This window comes from Janthinobacterium violaceinigrum, assembly GCF_009208555.1.
Lineage (GTDB): Bacteria > Pseudomonadota > Gammaproteobacteria > Burkholderiales > Burkholderiaceae_D > Janthinobacterium > Janthinobacterium violaceinigrum.
The window spans coordinates 221,037-240,076 of the sequence record NZ_WFLI01000004.1 but is presented as its reverse complement, the minus strand read 5'-3'; the positions used below and the strand labels follow the sequence as shown (position 1 = coordinate 240,076).

General features: G+C 64.5%; 16 protein-coding genes. 8 read left to right on the top strand and 8 right to left on the bottom strand.

Annotation, left to right across the window (positions count from 1 at the left end):
• The first annotated feature begins 2 nt into the window (after positions 1–2).
• The gene (locus GCN75_RS05305; RefSeq protein WP_152281678.1) at positions 3–1,214 is read left to right on the top strand and encodes a nucleoside deaminase; all 1,212 of its coding nucleotides are present in this window, start codon (positions 3–5) and stop codon (positions 1,212–1,214) included.
• Here GCN75_RS05305 and GCN75_RS05300 read toward each other — a convergent pair.
• The 6 genes from GCN75_RS05300 to GCN75_RS05275 form a co-directional block, all read right to left on the bottom strand.
• Positions 1,211–2,374, bottom strand: coding sequence for a dipeptidase (locus GCN75_RS05300; RefSeq protein ID WP_152281677.1), 1,164 nt, complete (start codon positions 2,372–2,374; stop codon positions 1,211–1,213). The genes GCN75_RS05305 and GCN75_RS05300 overlap by 4 nt on opposite strands.
• 11 nt (positions 2,375–2,385) lie before the next feature.
• On the bottom strand, positions 2,386–2,808 hold the full coding sequence (locus tag GCN75_RS05295; RefSeq protein WP_152281676.1) for a VOC family protein: 423 nt from the start codon (positions 2,806–2,808) through the stop codon (positions 2,386–2,388).
• 158 nt (positions 2,809–2,966) lie between these two features.
• Complete coding sequence (locus GCN75_RS05290) at positions 2,967–3,236, bottom strand: hypothetical protein (RefSeq protein ID WP_152281675.1); 270 nt, start codon at positions 3,234–3,236, stop codon at positions 2,967–2,969.
• Between the two features lie 140 nt (positions 3,237–3,376).
• On the bottom strand, positions 3,377–3,892 hold the full coding sequence (locus tag GCN75_RS05285) for a hypothetical protein (RefSeq protein WP_152281674.1): 516 nt from the start codon (positions 3,890–3,892) through the stop codon (positions 3,377–3,379).
• Positions 3,893–3,983: 91 nt separating this feature from the next.
• Positions 3,984–4,661, bottom strand: a complete 678-nt coding sequence (locus tag GCN75_RS05280) for a TetR/AcrR family transcriptional regulator (RefSeq protein ID WP_152281673.1) — start codon at positions 4,659–4,661, stop codon at positions 3,984–3,986.
• Positions 4,662–4,671: 10 nt separating this feature from the next.
• Positions 4,672–6,126, bottom strand: a complete 1,455-nt coding sequence (locus GCN75_RS05275) for an aminotransferase-like domain-containing protein (RefSeq protein ID WP_152281672.1) — start codon at positions 6,124–6,126, stop codon at positions 4,672–4,674.
• Between the two features lie 206 nt (positions 6,127–6,332).
• Between GCN75_RS05275 and GCN75_RS05270 the strand changes: the two genes are divergently transcribed.
• The 7 genes from GCN75_RS05270 (at position 6,333) to GCN75_RS05240 (ending at position 16,227) form a co-directional block, all read left to right on the top strand.
• On the top strand, positions 6,333–7,649 hold the full coding sequence (locus tag GCN75_RS05270) for an aspartate aminotransferase family protein (RefSeq protein WP_152281671.1): 1,317 nt from the start codon (positions 6,333–6,335) through the stop codon (positions 7,647–7,649).
• Positions 7,650–7,731: 82 nt separating this feature from the next.
• A complete protein-coding gene (locus GCN75_RS05265) occupies positions 7,732–9,234 on the top strand; it encodes a CoA-acylating methylmalonate-semialdehyde dehydrogenase (RefSeq protein ID WP_152281670.1) in 1,503 nt (500 codons plus the stop codon).
• Between the two features lie 47 nt (positions 9,235–9,281).
• The gene (locus GCN75_RS05260; protein WP_152281669.1) at positions 9,282–10,649 is read left to right on the top strand and encodes an NAD(P)-dependent oxidoreductase; all 1,368 of its coding nucleotides are present in this window, start codon (positions 9,282–9,284) and stop codon (positions 10,647–10,649) included.
• Positions 10,649–11,929 carry an NAD-dependent dihydropyrimidine dehydrogenase subunit PreA gene (gene preA / locus GCN75_RS05255; RefSeq protein WP_226941118.1) on the top strand — a complete coding sequence of 427 codons (1,281 nt, stop codon included), beginning with the start codon at positions 10,649–10,651 and terminating at the stop codon, positions 11,927–11,929. Before GCN75_RS05260 ends, preA begins: the two co-directional genes overlap by 1 nt.
• A 142-nt stretch (positions 11,930–12,071) precedes the next feature.
• Positions 12,072–13,556, top strand: a complete 1,485-nt coding sequence (locus GCN75_RS05250) for an NCS1 family nucleobase:cation symporter-1 (protein ID WP_152281667.1) — start codon at positions 12,072–12,074, stop codon at positions 13,554–13,556.
• 33 nt (positions 13,557–13,589) lie between these two features.
• Positions 13,590–14,981, top strand: coding sequence for a dihydropyrimidinase (gene hydA / locus GCN75_RS05245; RefSeq protein WP_152281666.1), 1,392 nt, complete (start codon positions 13,590–13,592; stop codon positions 14,979–14,981).
• A gap of 10 nt (positions 14,982–14,991) precedes the next feature.
• Entirely contained in the window at positions 14,992–16,227 is a 1,236-nt protein-coding gene (locus GCN75_RS05240) for a Zn-dependent hydrolase (protein WP_152281665.1), read from the top strand.
• 21 nt (positions 16,228–16,248) lie between these two features.
• Here the strand turns inward: GCN75_RS05240 and GCN75_RS05235 are convergent, their stop codons facing one another.
• Both GCN75_RS05235 and GCN75_RS05230 read right to left on the bottom strand, forming a co-directional pair.
• A complete protein-coding gene (locus tag GCN75_RS05235) occupies positions 16,249–18,003 on the bottom strand; it encodes an allantoate amidohydrolase (protein WP_152281664.1) in 1,755 nt (584 codons plus the stop codon).
• 73 nt (positions 18,004–18,076) lie between these two features.
• Positions 18,077–19,015, bottom strand: a complete 939-nt coding sequence (locus GCN75_RS05230) for a LysR family transcriptional regulator (protein WP_034754583.1) — start codon at positions 19,013–19,015, stop codon at positions 18,077–18,079.
• Positions 19,016–19,040: the final 25 nt, after the last annotated feature.

Sequence of the window (19,040 nt, the reverse complement as noted above, 5' to 3'; positions counted from 1 at the left end):
GTTTGAACAAGACGATCGACATCCAGGCCGCCGTGGCGATTGCCGCGGCCGAAGCCATGGCCGCCAAGACGCAGGGCACCTTCGGCGTGGGCGGCGTGCTGCTCGATGGCGCCGGCAACGTGCTGCAATCGATGCACAACAACGTCGTGCGCCAGGGACTGGTATTCGACCCCACGGCGCATGGCGAGCGCCAGCTTGTGGACTGGTATTTTGCCGAACGGGCCAAGGGCACGCCCTTGCCGGCGCCGGGCGAGCTGACCATCGTCACCTCGCTCGACCCGTGCTGCATGTGCACGGGCGCGATCCTGGCGGCCGGTTTCAACGTGGTGGTGGCCGCACCCGACGTCAAGGCGGGCATCAATTACGACGGCGCCGCCAGTTTCACGGCCTTGCCGTCGCCGCTGCGGGCGCAGGCGGGCCGCAGCTTTTGCTATCCGGCCGTGCGCGGCGCCACCGAGTATGCGCGCGCGCCGTCCGGCGCCGCGCCCAAGTCTTTTTTCATCGGCAAGAGCATCCACGAGGCGACGCAGGCACTGTGCTCGCTGGTGTTCGAAGCAACGTCGGCCCAGGTGATGCAGCTGCTGAACGCGGGCGACGACGTGCAGCTGCGCGATCCGGCCACCTTGCCGTCCGAGCATGCCGTGGTGCGCGCCTTGCGCCGCCGCTATCCCGACGCGCTGACCTACCGCTGCGACCCGCATGCGCCCGATGCTGGCCTGGCGCCATTCCTGCAGGCGGCCATGGAGCAGGACGCGCGCGACGGCGGCCAGGGCGACGCGGCCGCCTTGCTCGATTCCTTTGGCAACCTGCTGCTGTGCATGCCGGGCCAGCTGGCGCGTTCCCTCATCCGCACGCCGTTCATGGAATGCACGCGCCAGTACGCGCAATTGCGCTATGAATTGATGGCCGGCGCCGAGCCGGCGCTGCAGGAAGAAATCAAGCGTTATCTGGGGCACCCCAAGCATGGCACGTTCGTGCTGGCCATGGGCCCGGACGACAGCGCCGCCAGTTTCATGACCCTGGGCGCGTATGGCTCCACGATGGAGGGGGCGCTGCCGGAAAATAATCCCGCACAATTCCAGTACGTGCGCCCGGCCATGGCGGAAGACGCGCTGCTGGCGCTGTGCGACGCCATGCCGCCCCTGTACCGCAAGCTGATCCGGATCCGGCCGCGCCAGGTGGCGGACCGGGCGTTGATCGACGCGTTGGCCTAGGCGTCGTCGTCGGGCAGGTTTTTCAGTAAAAAGTCGCGCACGTTTTCGCCGGCGACGCGGCGGATCTGCGCTTCCGACAGGCCCGCGTCGAGCAGCGCCTGCGTCAACCGCGGCAAGCCGGCCGCATCGATGGCGGTAGTGACGGCGCCGTCGAAGTCCGAACCATAGGCCACGTGTTCGGCGCCGATCAGGTTGACCGTGTACTTGATGGCGCGCGCGATCGATGCCACGTCCTTGCCGCAGACGGCCGTATTCCAGAAGCCGATGCCTACCAGGCCACCCTGGGCGGCGATGCGTTTCAATTGTGCGTCGCTCAGGTTGCGCCCGTTGGCGCAAGTGCCGCGCACGCCCGTGTGCGACACCATCACGGGGCGTTTCGCTAGGCTCAAGACGTCGTCGATGGTGGCCGGCGAGGCGTGCGCCAGGTCGATGATCATCTTGCGCTGTTCCATGGCGCGCAGCCATTGCTTGCCCAGCGGCGTCAGGCCGCCTTTTTTCATGCCGTGCTGGGAGCCGGACAGTTCCGTGTCGAAGAAATGCGTGGGCGCGGCCATGCGGAAGCCCGCCCGGTACAAGGTGTCGAGGTTGTCCAGCTTGCCTTCGAGCGCATGCGCGCCTTCCAGGGTCAGCCAGCCGGCCAGCAGGCCGGGGTCCTGTTCGCGCGCGGCGAGGAAGCTGCGCAGCTGGGCGCGGCTGCCGATCACGCGGACCTTGCCATGGCTGCCGGCCGCCTGCTGCTGCAACTCGGCGGCCTGGTAGGTGGCGCGCGCCAGCAGGCTGTTCCAGGTGGCGGGCGGCAAGCCCTGCGCCACCACCAGCGCCGTGATGTTATCCGTATCGCTGTCGTTGCGCTCGATATTCATCTTGCGCGGCGTCTTGGTGACGACGGAAAAGGCTTGCAGCGCCACGTTGCCCCGCTGCAGGCGGGGGAAGTCCACATGGCCGCGCTGGCTGTCGCGCGCCAGCTTGCGCTGCCACAGCAGGCTGTCCGCGTGCAGGTCGGCAATCCACAGGCTCTGGTGCAGGGCCAGGGTGGCTGCCGACGGCGCCTTGCCGGACGGCGCATGCACGCGGTTGAGGTGTTCGTCGACGAGGACGGGAGCGGACAGGAAACCGCCAGCCAGCGCAAGGCTGGCGGCGGCGAGGGTACCGATAATCATTGTTCTCCGTTTTACCATGGGTCGTAGGTGCCCAGGCTCCATATGTGGCCTTCCGGATCGCGGCAGGTAAAGCCCCGTCCGCCGTAATCTTCATCCTTGATGTCGAGCACGATCTCGGCGCCCGCTTCGCGCGCGCTGCGGTAGACGGCATCGGCATCGCTGACGACCAGGTAGCAGCTTTGCGTGTTGGCGCCGCCGAGTTCGCCAGGCAGCTTCATCAGACGGCCATAGTCGCTGTCGAGGGCCGGCGCCACCATGACCATGCCATTGCCGAAGCTCAGTTGCGCATGGGCCACGCCACCGTTACCGTCAGGCACGATCAATTGTTTTTCAAAACCGAGGGCGCTGCACAGCCATTCGATGGCGGCGGGGGCGTCGCGGTAGCGCAGGCAGGGAATGGTCGTGCCTGTTGTGGCTTTTGCTGTCGTGGTCATCAGAAAACTCCTATGGCAGATGGGGAGTAGCTTCGATCGTCTGTCGTGCGCGGTGTTCCGTATCAATACCATCCATCGGGATGGTATTGATGCCCGTCAATGCGGCGCGCATCCATAGTGCCATAGAACCATCGTTGCACTCTTGCCACGGCGCAAATTTATTGCGGTGACCGGGACGAGTTCGCCGCTTCCGTGTCCGCGCTCGTATCGTCGCTGTTGCTGGCCCAGCGCAGCAGCATGACGAGGGCAAACAGCATGATGGCCAGCGGCAGGATGGTGATCAGGAACGCCAGGCCCAGGCAGCATCCCAGCAGCATGGGCCAGGACATGGCGCGCATGGCTGCCATGCCCTGGCGCGCGTAAGCGCACAGCTCGCTCCAGAAAGCGCTGAAGGAATTGCTGCCCGGTGCCGGATTGATGTCTTTCATGCTGTTCTCCTGTCGTGGATGCCGCTGCCGTATGCAGGCTGGCGATGTGTCCACTATAGGCAAAACCTGGCTGCCGGACATGGCGGATGCGACGAATGGCAGAAATGGCGGATCGAACGGCGACAGGCCGGGACAAGCGGTTATTCGAATACCTTGAGTTTCAGCTGGAAACTGAGGGCGCCATACAGGCGGTCCTTGTAGGACGGCACGATGGCGATATTCACGCCCACGCGCTGGTATTCATAGCTGATGGTGGGAACCAGGGCCGGGAACCAGCCGCCGTCGCGCATCTTCGGATAGCCGCTGAAGCCGCCAACGACGGCACCGACGCGCAGCGGGCCCACCTTGATGGGCTGGTAGTACACGCCCAGGTAGTTCGAATAGGCGCGGTCGCTATTGTAGAAGCGGCCGGCCGTGGCCGACGCGACCGTGGAAAAACGGTATTCGGCGCCCAGGCCCGGATTGCTGTCGTTCAGGTTCTTGTCGCGCTGAAAGTGATACGAATAAAAGCCCGCGTTGAGCCAGGTTTCACTGAGCGGCTGGTTGTCTATCATGCCGATTGTCTGCGCCTGTGCCGTGGATGCCACTGCCAGCAGCGCCGCGCAGGCCGCCTTGCCCAGCAATGACGCGGTGCGCGCCGATGACCATTGTTTCATGCCTGTTCCTTATCCTGTGGGTATCGCGCCGCCCGTGCAAACGCTCCAGCGCGCCATGCTATCACTGCTCGTTTGTTCGTTGGAAATTTCATCACGTACCGGGCGCTGCCGCCGGCAGGGCGATGGCTGCCTGCACCATGTGCGCGATCAGGATTTCGGCGTCCTCGTAATCCTTGCGCGTGAGCTGCTTGCGTTCCAGCACCAGGGCCATCTGCGCTGAAAAATCCGCATACGATTGCGTCATGGCCCAGATGGCGAACATCAGATGGGTGGCGTTGACGGGCGCCATCTTGCCGGCGGCGATCCAGGCTTCGAAGACGGCGATATCCTTGCGCAGCAGGGGCACGACCCGGTCGCGTATCTGGTTGCCGTACAGGGGCGCGCCATTGATCACTTCCAGCGCATACACGCGCGAAGCCCATGGCTGTTCGCGCGAAAAACGCAGCTTGGCGCCGATATACGCGCGCAGCACATCGCGCGGTGCATCGTGTTCATTGGCCAGCGATTCCATGCGCGCCAGCCAGTCGTCAAGCACATCGTCGAGCACGCGCTGGTACAGCAGCTGCTTGGACGGGAAGTAATACATCAGGTTTTGCTTCGACAGGCCGGCCCGTTCGGCGATGGTGGCGATCGACGCGCCCTCGTAGCCGCTTTCCGCGAACACGCGCACGGCTTGCTCCAGGATGTCCGCTTCCAGGCGGTCGCGGTTTTGCAGGCGCCGGCCGCCGGCATTTTTCACGGGAAGGGCAGGGGATTTGTCGCTGGCCATGGCGGGTTCTTTAGCGTGGACGGATCGATTGCAGGAAGGTGTGCAGCACGGGAGTATCGGTGTAGGCCACGTTGAAGCGGAACCACACCGTCTCGGGCGCGCGCAGCATGAAAAATTCGTTCGGCGACAGCAGGATGCCCGCCTTCAACGCCATGTCGGCGACGATCTTGCCATTCCATTCCGGCGTCTGGATGTCGGGCCAGCCGGCGCTGACGAACATGCCGCCGCGGGGCCGCGCCACGGGCGCCATGCCCGCTTGCGCCAGGCAGTCGATGCTGCGCTCGCGGGCTGCATCGAGCTGCGCCACCAGCCGCTCGACCATGCGCTTGTAGGGCCGCGCGGAGATGGCGTGGTAGACGGCGCGCTCGTTGATTTCCGACGTCGTCAGTCCCGCCAGCATTTTCACGCGCACCAGTTCGGCCACCAGCGAAGGCGAGGCGCAGATGGAGCCGACGCGCAGCACGGGCGACAGGGTCTTGGAAAAGCTGCCCACGCGGATCACGCGGCGCAAGCCATCCATCGCCGCCAGCGACGCTTCGCCGCGCGCCGCCAGTTCGCGGTAGATATCGTCTTCCACCAGCCAGAAATCGAATTGCTCGGCCAGTGCCAGCAGGCGGTGCGTCTGCGCCTGGCTGAGCGAAGTGCCCAGGGGATTTTGCAGCACCGTGTTGACGAACATCAGCTTGGGCTGGCTGCGGGCCGCTTCCGCAGCCAGCGCATCGAGATCGAGGCCCGTTTCGCCCCGATTCACGCCCACGGGGATGCAGCCGTGGTGGCGGATCAGCGACTGCAGGTTGCTGTAGCCGGGGTCTTCCACCAGCACCGTGTCGCCCGGCTTGGTCAGGCTGCGCAGGATCAGGTCAAAAGCGTGCGTGGCGCCATGCGTGAGCAAGACCTGGTCCTGCTCCACCTGGAACAGCTCTTCCGACAAGCTCGTCGCCAGGTGCTGGCGCAGCGAGGGAAAGCCCAGCGGGTGGCCATAGCCGCGCAGGCGGCTGGCGGGAATGCGCATGGCCTGGCGCACGGCATCGAGCACGGTCGCTTCGCCATACATCTCGGGCGGCAGCCAGCCCGCCCCCACGGGCAGCGCATCCGACACGCCCGAATACAGGTCCGGCGTGAGGGCGTCGATGGCGCTGGGGCTGGCGTGCACAGCCAATTGCGGCGAGGCCGCGATATCGTGGCGCGCGACGAAATAGCCGGAGCCGCGCCGCGACGACAGCAAGCCCAGGTTGACCAGGCGGTCATACGATTCGACGACGGTAAACGTCGACACCCCATTGCAGCGGGCGAACTGGCGCACGGAAGGCATGCGCGTGCCGATGCGCAGGGCGCGGCTGCCCACCATGACGCTGATGGCGATGACGATCTGCTCGACCAGGCCGCCTTTTTTCTGGCGGTCGATGTCCAGCACGGGCCAGCCGCTGGCGCTAGCTGCACCCTCGTCCTGCTTCACGTTGTGCATCACCGGTGGCTCCTTATGCTGCCTTGCACAAAAAAACTGTAGTGGTTTTTCGACCTGTACGGTTGGGATACTTTGCCGTTTGTGTATCTGTGCCGTTGGGGATGGCCTGTCTATTATTACATCAGCTTTTTGCCAACTGGTAAATTATTTTACGCTTCGTCAAAAACGATCCTGGCGCCGCGCCAGCCCATCCCAAGGAGAAGGTCATGAACGAAACTAGGCCGGAATCGATGTCGGCATTCTGGATGCCGTTTACCAATAACCGCGATTTCAAGACCCATCCGCGCCTGCTGGTCTCGGCCGAAGGCATGTACTACAAGGACGTCGACGGCAACAGCATCCTCGATGGCACGGCCGGCCTGTGGTGCGTGCCCTGCGGCCATGCGCAGCCGAAAATCGTCGGCGCCATCCGCGAGATGGTGGGCCAGCTCGATTTTGCGCCCACCTTCCAGATGGGCCATCCGGCCGCCTTCGACCTGGCCGAAAAACTGATGGACTACACGGGCCACAAGTTCGGCCATGTCTTCTATACCAATTCCGGTTCCGAAGCCGTCGACACGGCCCTGAAGATCGCGCTCGCGTATCACCGGGCGCGGGGCGAGGGCAGCCGCACGCGTTTGATCGGCCGCGAACGCGGTTATCACGGCGTGGGCTTCGGCGGCATTTCCGTGGGCGGCATCGGCGGCAACCGCAAGACCTTCGGCCCCCTGCTGCCGGGCGTGGACCACCTGCCGCACACGCACAACCTGGACAAGAACGCCTACACGGTGGGCGAGCCCGAATACGGCACCCACCTGGCCGACGAACTGGAACGCATCGTCGCCCTGCACGATGCATCGACGATTGCCGCCGTCATCGTCGAACCGGTGGCCGGTTCCACGGGCGTTCTGATCCCGCCGAAAGGCTATCTGAAACGCTTGCGCGAGCTGTGCACCAAGCACGGCATCCTGCTGATCTTCGATGAAGTCATCACGGGTTTTGGCCGCATGACGACGCCGTTCGCCGCCGACTATTTCGACGTCGAGCCGGACCTGATGACGACGGCCAAGGGCTTGACCAACGGCATGGTGCCCATGGGCGCCGTCTTCAGCAAACAGTACATCCACGACGCCTTCATGGATGCGCCGGCCGGGATCGAACTGTTCCACGGCTACACGTATTCCGGCCACCCGCTGGCCTGCGCCGCCTCGCTGGCGACCCTGCAAGTGTTCGAGGAACAGGACATCCTCGGTCACGCCAAAGCGATGCAGGCGTATTGGAGCGATGCCGTGCACTCGCTGAAAGGCTTGCCGCACGTGATCGACTTGCGCAGCATCGGCCTCATCGCCGGCATCGAACTCGATCCCATCGCGGGCAAGCCGGGCACGCGCGCCTTCAACGCCTTCAAGCAGGCATTTGCGGACGGCGTGCTGATACGCACGACGGGCGACATCATCGCCCTGTCGCCGCCGCTGGTGCTGGAAAAACAGCATATCGACGAGCTGTTCGGCAAGCTGGCCAAGGTACTCAAAAATCTCGATTGAACTGCGACCCCAAGCAAAACCTGGGGTCGGATCCTGAGGGGTCGACCCCGGCACTTGTTTTTGGGTTTGAAAAAGAAACACCATGAACGATCTCGACACCATCACCCACTACATCAACGGCGCCAAAGTCGACACCCGAAGCGGCCGCTATGGCGACGTCTACAACCCCGCCCTGGGCGTACCCGTGGCCCGGGTGGCGCTGGGCACAGTGGAAGACGTGGACGCAGCCGTGCAGGCGGCGGCCGCCGCCTTTCCCGCCTGGTCGGCGACGCCGCCCTTGACGCGCGCGCGTGTCCTGTTCCGCTACCTGCAGCTGTGCCAGCAGCACACGGACGACTTTGCCGCCATGCTCACGCGCGAGCATGGCAAGACTTTCGCCGATGCGCAGGGCGAGGTGGCGCGCGGCATCGAGATGGTGGAATTTGCCGTCGGCATTCCGCAATTATTAAAAGGCGAATTCACGGACCAGATTTCGCGCGGCATCGACGCCTGGTCCATGCGCCAGGCACTGGGCGTGGTGGCCGGCATCACGCCATTCAATTTTCCCGTGATGGTGCCGATGTGGATGTTCCCCGTCGCCATCGCCTGCGGCAATACCTTCGTCCTGAAACCGTCCGAGCGCGATCCATCGGCCTCCTTGCTGCACGCGAAACTGCTGCAGGAAGCGGGCTTGCCTGACGGTGTTTTCAACGTGGTGCAGGGAGACAAGGTGACGGTCGACGCCTTGCTCGACCACCCTGTCGTGCAGGCGATCAGCTTTGTGGGCTCCACGCCGATTGCCGAATACATCTATGCGCGCGGCAGCGCCAGCGGCAAGCGCGTGCAAGCGCTGGGCGGCGCGAAGAACCACATGGTGGTGATGCCCGATGCGGACATGGACATGACGGTCGATGCGCTGATCGGCGCCGCCTACGGTTCGGCGGGCGAGCGCTGCATGGCCATCTCCGTGGTCGTGGCCGTGGGCGACGCGGGCGACCGATTGATCGATGCACTGGCAGCGCGCACGGCCGCACTGAAAGTGCGCGACGGCATGGAAGATGGTGCGGAAATGGGGCCCGTCGTGTCGCTGGCCGCCAAGCAGCGCATCGAAAAACTGATCGCCTCGGGCGTGGAGCAGGGTGCAACTTTGGTGGTCGATGGCCGCAACCATGTGGTGCCGGGCCGCGAAAACGGCTTCTTCGTCGGCGGTACTTTATTTGACCATGTGACGCGCGACATGAGCATCTACAAGGAAGAGATTTTCGGTCCCGTGCTGTGTGTGCTGCGCTGTCCTGACGTGGTGCATGCGGTGGAGCTGATCAACGCCAACGAGTATGGCAACGGCGTGGCCATCTACACGCGCGATGGCGGCGTGGCGCGCGAATTCGTGCGCCAGATCCAGGTCGGCATGGTGGGCGTCAACATCCCCTTGCCCGTGCCCATGGCCTTCAACAGTTTCGGCGGCTGGAAGCGCAGCATGTTCGGCGACCACCACGCCTATGGTCCCGAAGGCGTGCGTTTCTACACGCGCCACAAGGCCGTGATGCAGCGCTGGCCCAATACGGCAAGCGCTGGTGTGGAATTTGCTTTTCCCCAGATGAAGTGACGGTTTCACACGACAAATCCACCGCAGGATAAAAGAAGGAAACAGCGATGATCGAGTCCCTGAACTATTTGCCGCATCCCACCCTGCCCAACGAGGAACTGGCGGGCCATTTCACGGACCTGGCACCGCCTTTGAACGCGCGCCAGGCCGCCATCGAAAGCGCCCGCTGCCTGTACTGCTACGACGCGCCGTGCAGCCGCATCTGTCCGTCGGAAATCGACGTGGCCAGCTTCATCCGCAATATCCACGTCAAGAACATCAACGGCGCCGCCGCCGGCATCCTGAAGCAGAATATCCTGGGCGGCAGCTGCGCCCGCGTCTGCCCCACGGAAATCCTGTGCGAAGACGTCTGCGTGCGCAACCACGACGCCGAAGGCCAGCCCGTGAAGATCGGCCTGCTGCAGCGCTATGCCGTCGACCACATGCATTTTGCGCAGCACCCGTTCCGGCGCGCGGCCGCCACGGGCAAGACCATCGCTATCGTCGGCGCGGGACCGGCCGGCCTGTCGTGCGCGCACCGCCTGGCCATGCTGGGCCACGACGTGGTGGTGTTTGAAAAGGAAGACAAGGCGGGCGGCCTGAATGAATACGGCATCGCCAAATACAAGCTGACGGACGACTTCGCGCAGAAGGAAATCGACTTCCTGCTGCAGATAGGCGGCATCGAGATCCGATGTCGCCAGGTGCTGGGCGAGAACCTGCAGCTGCGCGACCTGCACGCGCAGTACGATGCCGTCTTCCTGGGCCTGGGCCTGGGTGCCAGCCGCAAGCTGGGCCTGACGGGCGAGGATGCGCCGGGTCTCCTGGCCGCCGTCGACTACATTAGCGCGCTGCGCCAGGCCGACGATCTGGCTGCGCTGCCCGTGCCGAAGCGGGCCATCGTGATTGGCGCCGGCAATACGGCCATCGATATGGCCGTGCAGATCCAGCGCCTGGGCGCCGAGGAAGTCACCCTGGTCTACCGGCGCGGTTTCGACGCCATGACGGCCACCCACCATGAACAGGAAATCGCCAAGGCCAATCAGGTGCGCATGCTGACGTGGGCCCAGCCGCAGCAGGTGCTGCTTGACGCTGGCGGTAAGGTAGCCGGCATGCGTTTCGAGAAAACGTGCATGCAGGGCACGCGCCTGGCGGGCACGGGCGAGACGTTCGACGTGGCCGCCGACGCCATCTTCAAGGCCATCGGCCAGAGCCTCGACACGGAAGTGCTGCATGACCCGATGGCGTCGCTGTTGCGGCGCGAGGGCGACAAGATCGCCGTCGATGCGCTGTTTCGCACGGTGCTGCCGGGGATCTACGCGGGCGGCGACTGCGTGGCGCCGGGACAGGACTTGACGGTGCAGGCCGTCCAGCATGGCAAGCTGGCCGCACTGGCCATCCATGCCGATCTTCTTTCCAAAGTGGAGGCTGCATAATGGCTGATCTCAGCATCGAATTTTGCGGCATCAAGTCGCCGAACCCCTTCTGGCTGGCCTCCGCGCCGCCTACCGACAAGGCCTATAACGTGGTGCGCGCTTTCGAGGCGGGGTGGGGCGGCGTCGTGTGGAAGACGCTCGGTGAAGACCCGGCCGCCGTCAACGTCTCGTCGCGCTATTCCGCCCTGTATGGCAAGAACCGCGAAGTGGTGGGCTTCAATAACATCGAACTGATTACCGACCGCTCGCTGGACATCAACCTGCGCGAAATCACGCAGGTGAAAAAGGACTGGCCGGACCGCGCCATCGTCGTCTCGCTGATGCTGCCGTGCGAAGAGCACTACTGGGCCGATATCCTGCCCAAGGTCGAGGCCACGGGGGCCGACGGCATCGAGCTCAATTTCGGCTGCCCGCACGGCATGCCGGAGCGGGGCATGGGCGCGGCCGTGGGCCAGGTGCCCGAGTACGTGCAGATGGTGACCGCCTGGTGCAAGAAGCACAGCCGCCTGCCCGTCATCGTCAAGCTCACGCCCAACATCACGGACGTGCGCATGCCGGCGCGCGCGGCCAAGGCGGGCGGCGCGGACGCCGTCTCGCTGATCAACACCATCAACTCGATCACCTCGCTGGACCTGGACCGCATGGTGGCCTTGCCCATCGTGGGCGGCGCCAGCACGCACGGCGGCTATTGCGGTGCGGCCGTGAAACCCATCGCGCTGAACATGGTGGCGGAAATCGCCCGCGATCCGCAGACGCGTGGCTTGCCCATTTCCGGCATCGGCGGCATCGGCAACTGGCGCGACGCGGCCGAATTCATCGCCCTGGGCGCCGGCTGCGTGCAGGTGTGCACGGCCGCCATGCTGCATGGCTTTCGCATCGTCGAAGAGATGAAGGATGGGCTGTCGCGCTGGATGGATGAAAAGGGCTATGAACGCATCGGCGACTTTGCCGGCAAGGCCGTGGCCAACACGACGGACTGGAAATACCTGGACATGAATTACCAGGTCATCGCGCACATCAACCAGGACGACTGCATCAAATGCGGCAAATGCTACGTGGCTTGCGAAGACACGTCGCACCAGTCGATCGCCCAATTGATCGACGCCGCCGGCATGCGCACCTATGAGGTGATCAAGGAAGAATGCGTGGGCTGCAACCTGTGCGAAATCACCTGTCCGGTGCAAGGCTGCATCACGATGGTGCCGCAGGCCACGGGCAAGCCGTACATGAACTGGACGCAGGATCCCAGGAATCCCCGCGCGTTGGCGGAGACGGCATAGGGCACGGTTATTGCGTGCGTTTATTTTATAAACAGCGGCGCGTCTTTGCAGTAAGCTAGATTACTTAAAAGCCGAGCCGTTTCCACATTGCCGTATCCCTGGCGCCTTCGCGCGCCAGCGGTCTAACCGATGGAGCAACCCTGTGAACCACGACTACTCAGGCAACACGCAACTCTGGAATGAAGACCTGGCGCCCACCACGGCGGCGCAGCGCACCTGGCGCTGGTATCACTTCGCCGCGCTGTGGGTCGGCATGGTCATGTGCATCCCCGCCTACACCCTGTCGGCCAGCCTGATCGACAGCGGCATGTCCGGCTACCAGGCCGTGCTCACGGTATTTCTCGCCAACGCCATCGTGCTCCTGCCCATGCTGCTGATCGGCCATGCGGGCACCAAGTACGGCATCCCGTATGCGGTGCTGGCGCGCGCCTCGTTCGGCACCATGGGCGCGCGCTTGCCGGCCCTGATGCGCGCCATCGTCGCCTGCGGCTGGTACGGCATCCAGACGTGGTTCGGCGGGCAGATGATCTATACCCTGATGGGCGTATTGATGGGCCATGAACTGGGCGGCGAGAAGATCGCGGGCCTGGGCATCAATGGCAGCCAGTTGCTGTGCTTCCTGGCCTTCTGGGCCATCCAGTTCTATTACATTCTGCACGGCATGGAGTCGATCCGCAAACTGGAAACCTACACGGCTCCCTTGAAAATCCTCATCTGCTTCGTGCTGCTGTACTGGGTGCACAGCAAGGCGGGCGGCGTGGCCAGCCTGCTGGACCAGCCATCGCAGTTCATCCCCGGCGGCAAGAAGGCGGGCCAGTTCTGGAGCGTCTTCTGGCCGTCGCTGACGGCCATGGTGGGTTTCTGGGCGACCCTGGCATTGAACATTCCCGACTTCACGCGCTTCGCCAGGACGCAGCGCGACCAGGTGATCGGCCAGTCGATCGGCCTGCCCGTGCCCATGGGTTTACTCGCCATGCTGGCCGTCATCGTCACGGCCGGTTCGGTGGTCATGTACGGCAAGGCCATCTGGGACCCCGTCGACCTGGCCAGCCGCATGACGGGCGCCGCCGTGCTGATCGCCCTGATCATCCTGCTCATCGATACGGTCAGCGTCAACCTGGCGGCCAACCTGGTGGGCCCCGCCTATGACTTTTCCTCGCTGGCGCCGAAGCAGATTTCGTACAAGATGGGCGGCTATATCACGGCCTTCATCGCCATCGTCATGATGCCGTGGAAGGTGCTTGAATCGACGCAGGGCTATATCTTCACCTGGCTGATCGGCTACTCGGCCCTGCTGGGTCCCATCGCCGGCATCCTCATCGTCGACTACTACTTCGTGCGCAAGACGCAGCTCGACGTCAGGCAGCTGTACCGCGACGATGGCGTCTATTCGTATGGCAGCGGCTGGAACATGGCGGCGCTGATCGCCTTTGTCATCGCCGTGCTGCCGAATATCCCGGGCTTTTTGAATGCGGCGTTTCCCGCGGCCTTCCCCGACGTGGCCGCAGGCTTTAAAACCATCTATACCTACGCCTGGTTCGTGGGCGTGGCCATCGCCGCCGTCGTCTACGGCATCATGATGAAGGGCAAGGTGACGGCGCGCGTGCAGCAGGCGCCGCAATCCTGAGCTGTTCGGGTCTGTTCGAGTAAAGGAGACAAGATGACTACACTGATACGTGGCGGTACCGTCGTCAATGCCGACCGCGCCTTCCGCGCCGACGTGCTGATCGAGGGCGACACGATAGCCGCCGTCGGCGAGAACCTCGCCGTTCCGTCCGGCGCCACCGTGATCGATGCGGGCGGCCTGTACGTGATGCCGGGCGGGATAGACACGCACACGCACATGAATCTGCCCTTCATGGGCACGGTGACGTCCGACGATTTTTTCACGGGCACGGCGGCGGGGCTGGCGGGCGGCACCACCACCATCATGGACTTCGTCATCCCCGCGCCCAAGCAGTCGCTGATCGAGGCCTATCACCAGTGGCGCGCATGGTCGGCCAAGGCGGCCGGCGACTACACCTTCCACGTGGCGATCACCTGGTGGAGCGAGCAGGTACATGAAGAGATGGGAGTGCTGGTGCGCGAGCATGGCGTGAACAGCTTCAAGCATTTCATGGCGTATAAGAACGCCATCATGGCCGACGATGAAACCCTGGTAAAAAGCTTTACCCGCTCGCTGGAACTGGGAGCGCTGCCCACCGTGCATGCGGAAAACGGCGAGCTGGTTTTTCAATTGCAGCAAGCCTTGCTGAAAAAGGGCATCACGGGGCCGCAGGCGCATCCGCTGTCGCGCCCTCCAGCCGTGGAAGCGGAGGCGGCCAACCGCGCCATCGCGATTGCCAACGTCCTCAATACCCCCGTGTACATCGTGCACGTGTCGTGCGCCGAGTCGCTGGACGCCATCACGCGGGCCCGCGCGAACGGCCAGCGCGTGTACGGCGAAGCGCTGGCGGGCCACCTGGTGATCGACGACAGCGTCTACCAGAGCGACGACTTCGACTACGTGGCGGGCCACGTCATGAGTCCGCCGTTCCGCGGCAAGCACCATCAGGCGGCCCTGTGGCACGGCCTGCAAAGCGGCAACCTGCACACGACGGCCACCGACCACTGCACTTTTTGCGCGGAACAGAAGGCGGCGGGCAAAGACGACTTCACGCGCATCCCGAACGGCTGCGGCGGCGTCGAGGAACGCATGGCCGTGGTGTGGGATGCGGGCGTCAATTCCGGCATGCTGACGCCGTCCGAATTCGTCAAAGTGTCATCGACCAATGCGGCGCAGATCTTCAATATGTATCCGCGCAAGGGCGTCATCGCCGCGGGCAGCGACGCCGACATCGTGCTGTGGGACCCGCAGGGCACGCGCACCATTTCCGCCGCCACGCAGTTCGCCAAAGGGGGCTTCAACGTCTTCGAAGGGCGCACCGTGCGCGGCATTCCCCGCACCACGATTGCCGCCGGCAAGGTGGTGTTCCACCAGGGCGAGCTGACGGCCGTCGAGGGCGCGGGGCGCTATATCGAGCGCCCCGCGTTTTCCGCCACCACCGCATAAGGAGTTGACGATGGATGAATTGCGTATCAATGGCGAGCGCCTGTGGGCAGCCCTGATGGAACTGGCGCAGATCGGTGCGACAGCGAAGGGCGGCGTCAAGCGCCTGGCCCTGACCGACTTGGACAAGCAGGGCCGCGACCTGGTGGTGGGCTGGGGCCGTGAAGCGGGCATGAGCATCACCATCGACCAGATCGGCAATGTCTTCATGCGCCGCGACGGCGTGGACAATACCCTGCCGCCCGTGATGACGGGCAGCCATATCGACACGCAGCCCACGGGCGGCAAGTTCGATGGCAACTACGGCGTGCTGGCGGGCCTGGAAGTGGTGCGCACCCTGAACGATCTGAAGATCAAGACGCAGGCCCCCATCGAAGTGGCTTTCTGGACCAACGAGGAAGGCTCGCGCTTCGTGCCCGTGATGATGGGCTCGGGGGTGTTCTGCGGCGCCTTTTCGCTCGAAACCTCCTACGCGGCGAAAGACACGGAAGGCAAAACGGTAGGCGAGGAGCTGGCGCGCATCGGCTATCGTGGCGACCAGGTACCGGGCGACCATCCCATCGGTGCCTACTTCGAGACGCATATCGAGCAGGGGCCCGTGCTGGAAGACGCGGACAAGGTGATCGGCGTGGTGCCGGCCGTGATGGGGCTGTCGTGGTACGACTGCGTGGTGACGGGCATGGAAGCGCACGCGGGCCCCACGCCCATGGGCTTGCGCAAGGATGCGCTGCAGGTGGCGACCGCCATCATGCAGGAAGTGGTGGCCATTGCCAACCGCTACCCGCCGTACGGGCGCGGCACGGTGGGCATGGTGCAGGTGTTCCCGAACAGCCGCAACGTGATCCCCGGCGAAGTCAAATTCAGCATCGACCTGCGCAATGTGAACGACGAACTGCTCAACACCATGCATGGCGAAATCACGGCCTTCATCGATGCCACGCGTGACAAGACTGGGCTGGGCATCACGCTGGAGCGCGTCTCCTACTACCCGCCATGCCCGTTCCACCCCGACTGCGTGGGCGCCGTGCGCAACGCGACTGAAAAGCTGGGCTACTCCGTGATGGACGTGGTCTCCGGCGCCGGCCACGACGCCATCTATGCGGCCCGGCTGGCGCCGGCCGGCATGATCTTCGTGCCGTGCAAGGATGGCATCAGCCACAATGAAATCGAGGACGCCAAGCCCGAGCACCTGGAAGCGGGCTGCAATGTACTGCTGCACGCGATGCTGGAGCGGGCCGTGGCTGTGTAGCTCCGCCGGCCCGCGCCTCCTTCAGGGCCTGGGCTGGAAGTGGCGCAGGAAGGCCAGCAGCGCGCGCGCCGCGATGTCGGCGTCGTCGGCCGTCATGGTTTCCAGCGGGTTGTGGCTGATGCCGCCATTGCCGCAGCGGGTAAACAGCATGGCCACGTCGGTGATGGCGGCCATGGCCATGGCGTCGTGGCCGGCGCCCGACAGCAGCGCGTACGGTTCGACGCCGACCGATTCCACGGCCTGCGCCAGCTGCGCCATCAGCCATGGCGCGCACGGTGCGGCACGCGCCGACAGCAGCAGTTCCAGCTGGTAGTCGATCTGGCGCCGCGCGCAGATGGCGGCGATGCCATCCAGAATATCGTCGACGGCCGCCTGGCGCACGGCGTCAACGGCCGCGCGGATGTCGAGCGACAGGGTGCAGGCACCGGCGATCACGTTGACGGAGCCGTTCGGCACGTGCAGCTGTCCCACGGTACCCACCAGCGCCTCGCCCTGGTTGCAGCGCCGTTCCACCAGCAGGATGATTTCGGCGGCCGCGCTGGCCGCATCCTTGCGCATGTTCATGGGCGTGGTGCCCGCATGGCTGGCCACGCCGCCAAGACTGACCAGGTAGCGCGAGCTGCCGGCGATCGCCGTGACGATCCCCAACGGCAGGTCGCGCTCCAGCAGCACGGGGCCCTGTTCGATATGCACTTCCACATAGCCGAGCAAATCGGCGGGATCGCGCGCGATGGCGCCGATGGCGGACGCTGCATGGCCGGCGGCGGCCAGCGCCTCGCGCATGCTCACGCCATCCGTATCGAGCTGCTCCAGCAGCGAGACGTCGAACTTGCCCGTGACGGCCGTGCTACCCAGGAAGGTGCTCTTGAAGCGCACGCCTTCCTCTTCGGCGAAGCCGACGATCTCGAGGTGGAACGGCAGTTTTTCGCCCCGCTCATGCAGGTGGCGCACGACGGCGATCGGCAGCACGATGCCCAGGCGGCCATCGTACTTGCCGCCGTTGCGCACCGTGTCGTAGTGCGATCCCGTCATCAGGGTCTTTGCGCCGGGGACGTCGGACAGGTAGCGGCCGACGACATTGCCGACGGCGTCGATATGCACCTGCATGCCTGCTTCCCGCATCCAGTCGGCCAACTGCGCCGCCGTCTTGCGGTGCGCCGACGTCAGGTAGGCGCACGTCAGGTTGTAATCGCTGTCGCTCCAGCCGGCCAGTATTTCCGCATGCTGCATGATGCCCGGACCGAAATCCAGGCGCACGTCGAACAGGTCGTTCAGGCGCAGCTCGGCAATGCGCTTGATCTGCCGCAGCGATTCGGCCAGTTCATCGGCGTGGCGGTTTTTCAGGCGCCGCGCGAACGTGGCGATGATGTCCTGGCGCGTCAAGCCTTCGCCCGTCGGGCCCTTGACGGCCAGGATGAAGGGAAAACCGAACCTGGCGTTGTACTCGGTATTCAGGCGCTGCAAGGTGGCAAATTCGTCAGCGCTGCACAGGTTCAGGCCGGACTTGGCCTGCTCGCGCGTCGACTCCGCCGTCAGCTGTCCCGCGATGGCGGCCTTGCCGGCCAGCTCCGGGTGGGCGCGTATCAGCCCCAGTTGTTCTTCGGGCGAGGCTTGCGCCAGCACGCGCTGCAGCTCCGTCTTGAGCGCCGTGAGGCTGGCAAACGGCCGGGCGGCGGCCGCGCGCTGGGCGATCCAGGGCGAATGTTCATAGATGCCATGCAGGTGCGCGATAAAATCGGCCTGGCTGCCGGCGTTCAGGTCTGAAAGGGTGGTCATGGTTTTCCGATCATGCAAGCGGTGATGATAGCGCCCCGTTCCGCCATCCATTATATGCGCGCGCTGATAGCGGCTATCGCTGCACCAGCGCCTTGGCGGCCGCGCTGACCTGGTCGCGCAGCCATTTGTGCTCGGGCGCCTGGTGCACGCGCTGGTGCCACAGCTGGTAAAAACGCATGGGCGGGAATTTCAATGGCACGGTATACGTTTTCAGCGGCAGGGTCTTTTCATAGAAGCGCATGAACTGCCGGCCCGTGGTCAGTACCAGGTCGGTCTGCGTCAGCATGTAGGGAATCAGGCCGAAATACGCCGATTCCACCACCACGTTGCGCTGCAGGTTCTGGCGTTCCAGAAAGGAGTCGATCACGCCGTGGTAGCCCGGCATCATCTGCGACGGCGCCACATGGGGCAGGCTCAGATAATCGTCGAGCGTCATGGCGTCGCTGGCCGTGCGGCGCGCATACGCGTTTTCCGCATGCATGGCGCAGATGATGGGGTCTTCGAACAGCTTCGAGATGTGCAGATGGGCGGGCGGCTCGTCCCAGTTGGCGATCACCAGGTCCAGCCCCCCGTCGGACAGCTGGCGGATATGGTCGATGCCCGGCCCCAGGCTGTGCAGCACCACGCGGCTCTTCGGCGAACCGCGGCGCAGCAGGGCCACCACGTTGGGCAGGAACTGGCTGTCCAGGTAGTCGGGCGCGGCGATGTGGAAGGTGCGCGCCTCTTCCTGCGCCACGAACGGCGTCTTCTTGACGAACAGGCTCTCCGTCTGGTCGAGGATGCGCTTGGCCGGATTGAGCAGGCTTTCGCCATGCTGGGTGGGCACCATGCCGCGCGCGCCCCGCACCAGCAGCGGATCGCCCGTCAGTTCGCGCAGCTTGCGCAGGGAAGCGGAAATCGAAGGCTGCGGCTGATTGAGTTTGAGCGCCACGCGCGAGACATTCTTTTCCACCAGCAGCAGATAGAGGATGCGGATCAAGTGCAGGTCGAGGTGTTGCGGCAGGCTGGACATGTGGCGGCGGCTCTGTTGTATATCG

Bases quoted from the DNA above. Each gene is read 5' to 3' on its own strand.
- GCN75_RS05300 (WP_152281677.1), bottom strand. From the start codon at position 2,374: ATGATTATCGGTACCCTCGCCGCCGCCAGCCTTGCGCTGGCTGGCGGT.
- GCN75_RS05295 (WP_152281676.1), bottom strand. From the start codon at position 2,808: ATGACCACGACAGCAAAAGCCACAACAGGCACGACCATTCCCTGCCTG.
- GCN75_RS05290 (WP_152281675.1), bottom strand. From the start codon at position 3,236: ATGAAAGACATCAATCCGGCACCGGGCAGCAATTCCTTCAGCGCTTTC.
- GCN75_RS05285 (WP_152281674.1), bottom strand. From the start codon at position 3,892: ATGAAACAATGGTCATCGGCGCGCACCGCGTCATTGCTGGGCAAGGCG.
- GCN75_RS05280 (WP_152281673.1), bottom strand. From the start codon at position 4,661: ATGGCCAGCGACAAATCCCCTGCCCTTCCCGTGAAAAATGCCGGCGGC.
- GCN75_RS05275 (WP_152281672.1), bottom strand. From the start codon at position 6,126: ATGCACAACGTGAAGCAGGACGAGGGTGCAGCTAGCGCCAGCGGCTGG.
- GCN75_RS05270 (WP_152281671.1), top strand. From the start codon at position 6,333: ATGAACGAAACTAGGCCGGAATCGATGTCGGCATTCTGGATGCCGTTT.
- GCN75_RS05265 (WP_152281670.1), top strand. From the start codon at position 7,732: ATGAACGATCTCGACACCATCACCCACTACATCAACGGCGCCAAAGTC.
- GCN75_RS05260 (WP_152281669.1), top strand. From the start codon at position 9,282: ATGATCGAGTCCCTGAACTATTTGCCGCATCCCACCCTGCCCAACGAG.
- preA (WP_226941118.1), top strand. From the start codon at position 10,649: ATGGCTGATCTCAGCATCGAATTTTGCGGCATCAAGTCGCCGAACCCC.
- hydA (WP_152281666.1), top strand. From the start codon at position 13,590: ATGACTACACTGATACGTGGCGGTACCGTCGTCAATGCCGACCGCGCC.
- GCN75_RS05240 (WP_152281665.1), top strand. From the start codon at position 14,992: ATGGATGAATTGCGTATCAATGGCGAGCGCCTGTGGGCAGCCCTGATG.
- GCN75_RS05235 (WP_152281664.1), bottom strand. From the start codon at position 18,003: ATGACCACCCTTTCAGACCTGAACGCCGGCAGCCAGGCCGATTTTATC.
- GCN75_RS05230 (WP_034754583.1), bottom strand. From the start codon at position 19,015: ATGTCCAGCCTGCCGCAACACCTCGACCTGCACTTGATCCGCATCCTC.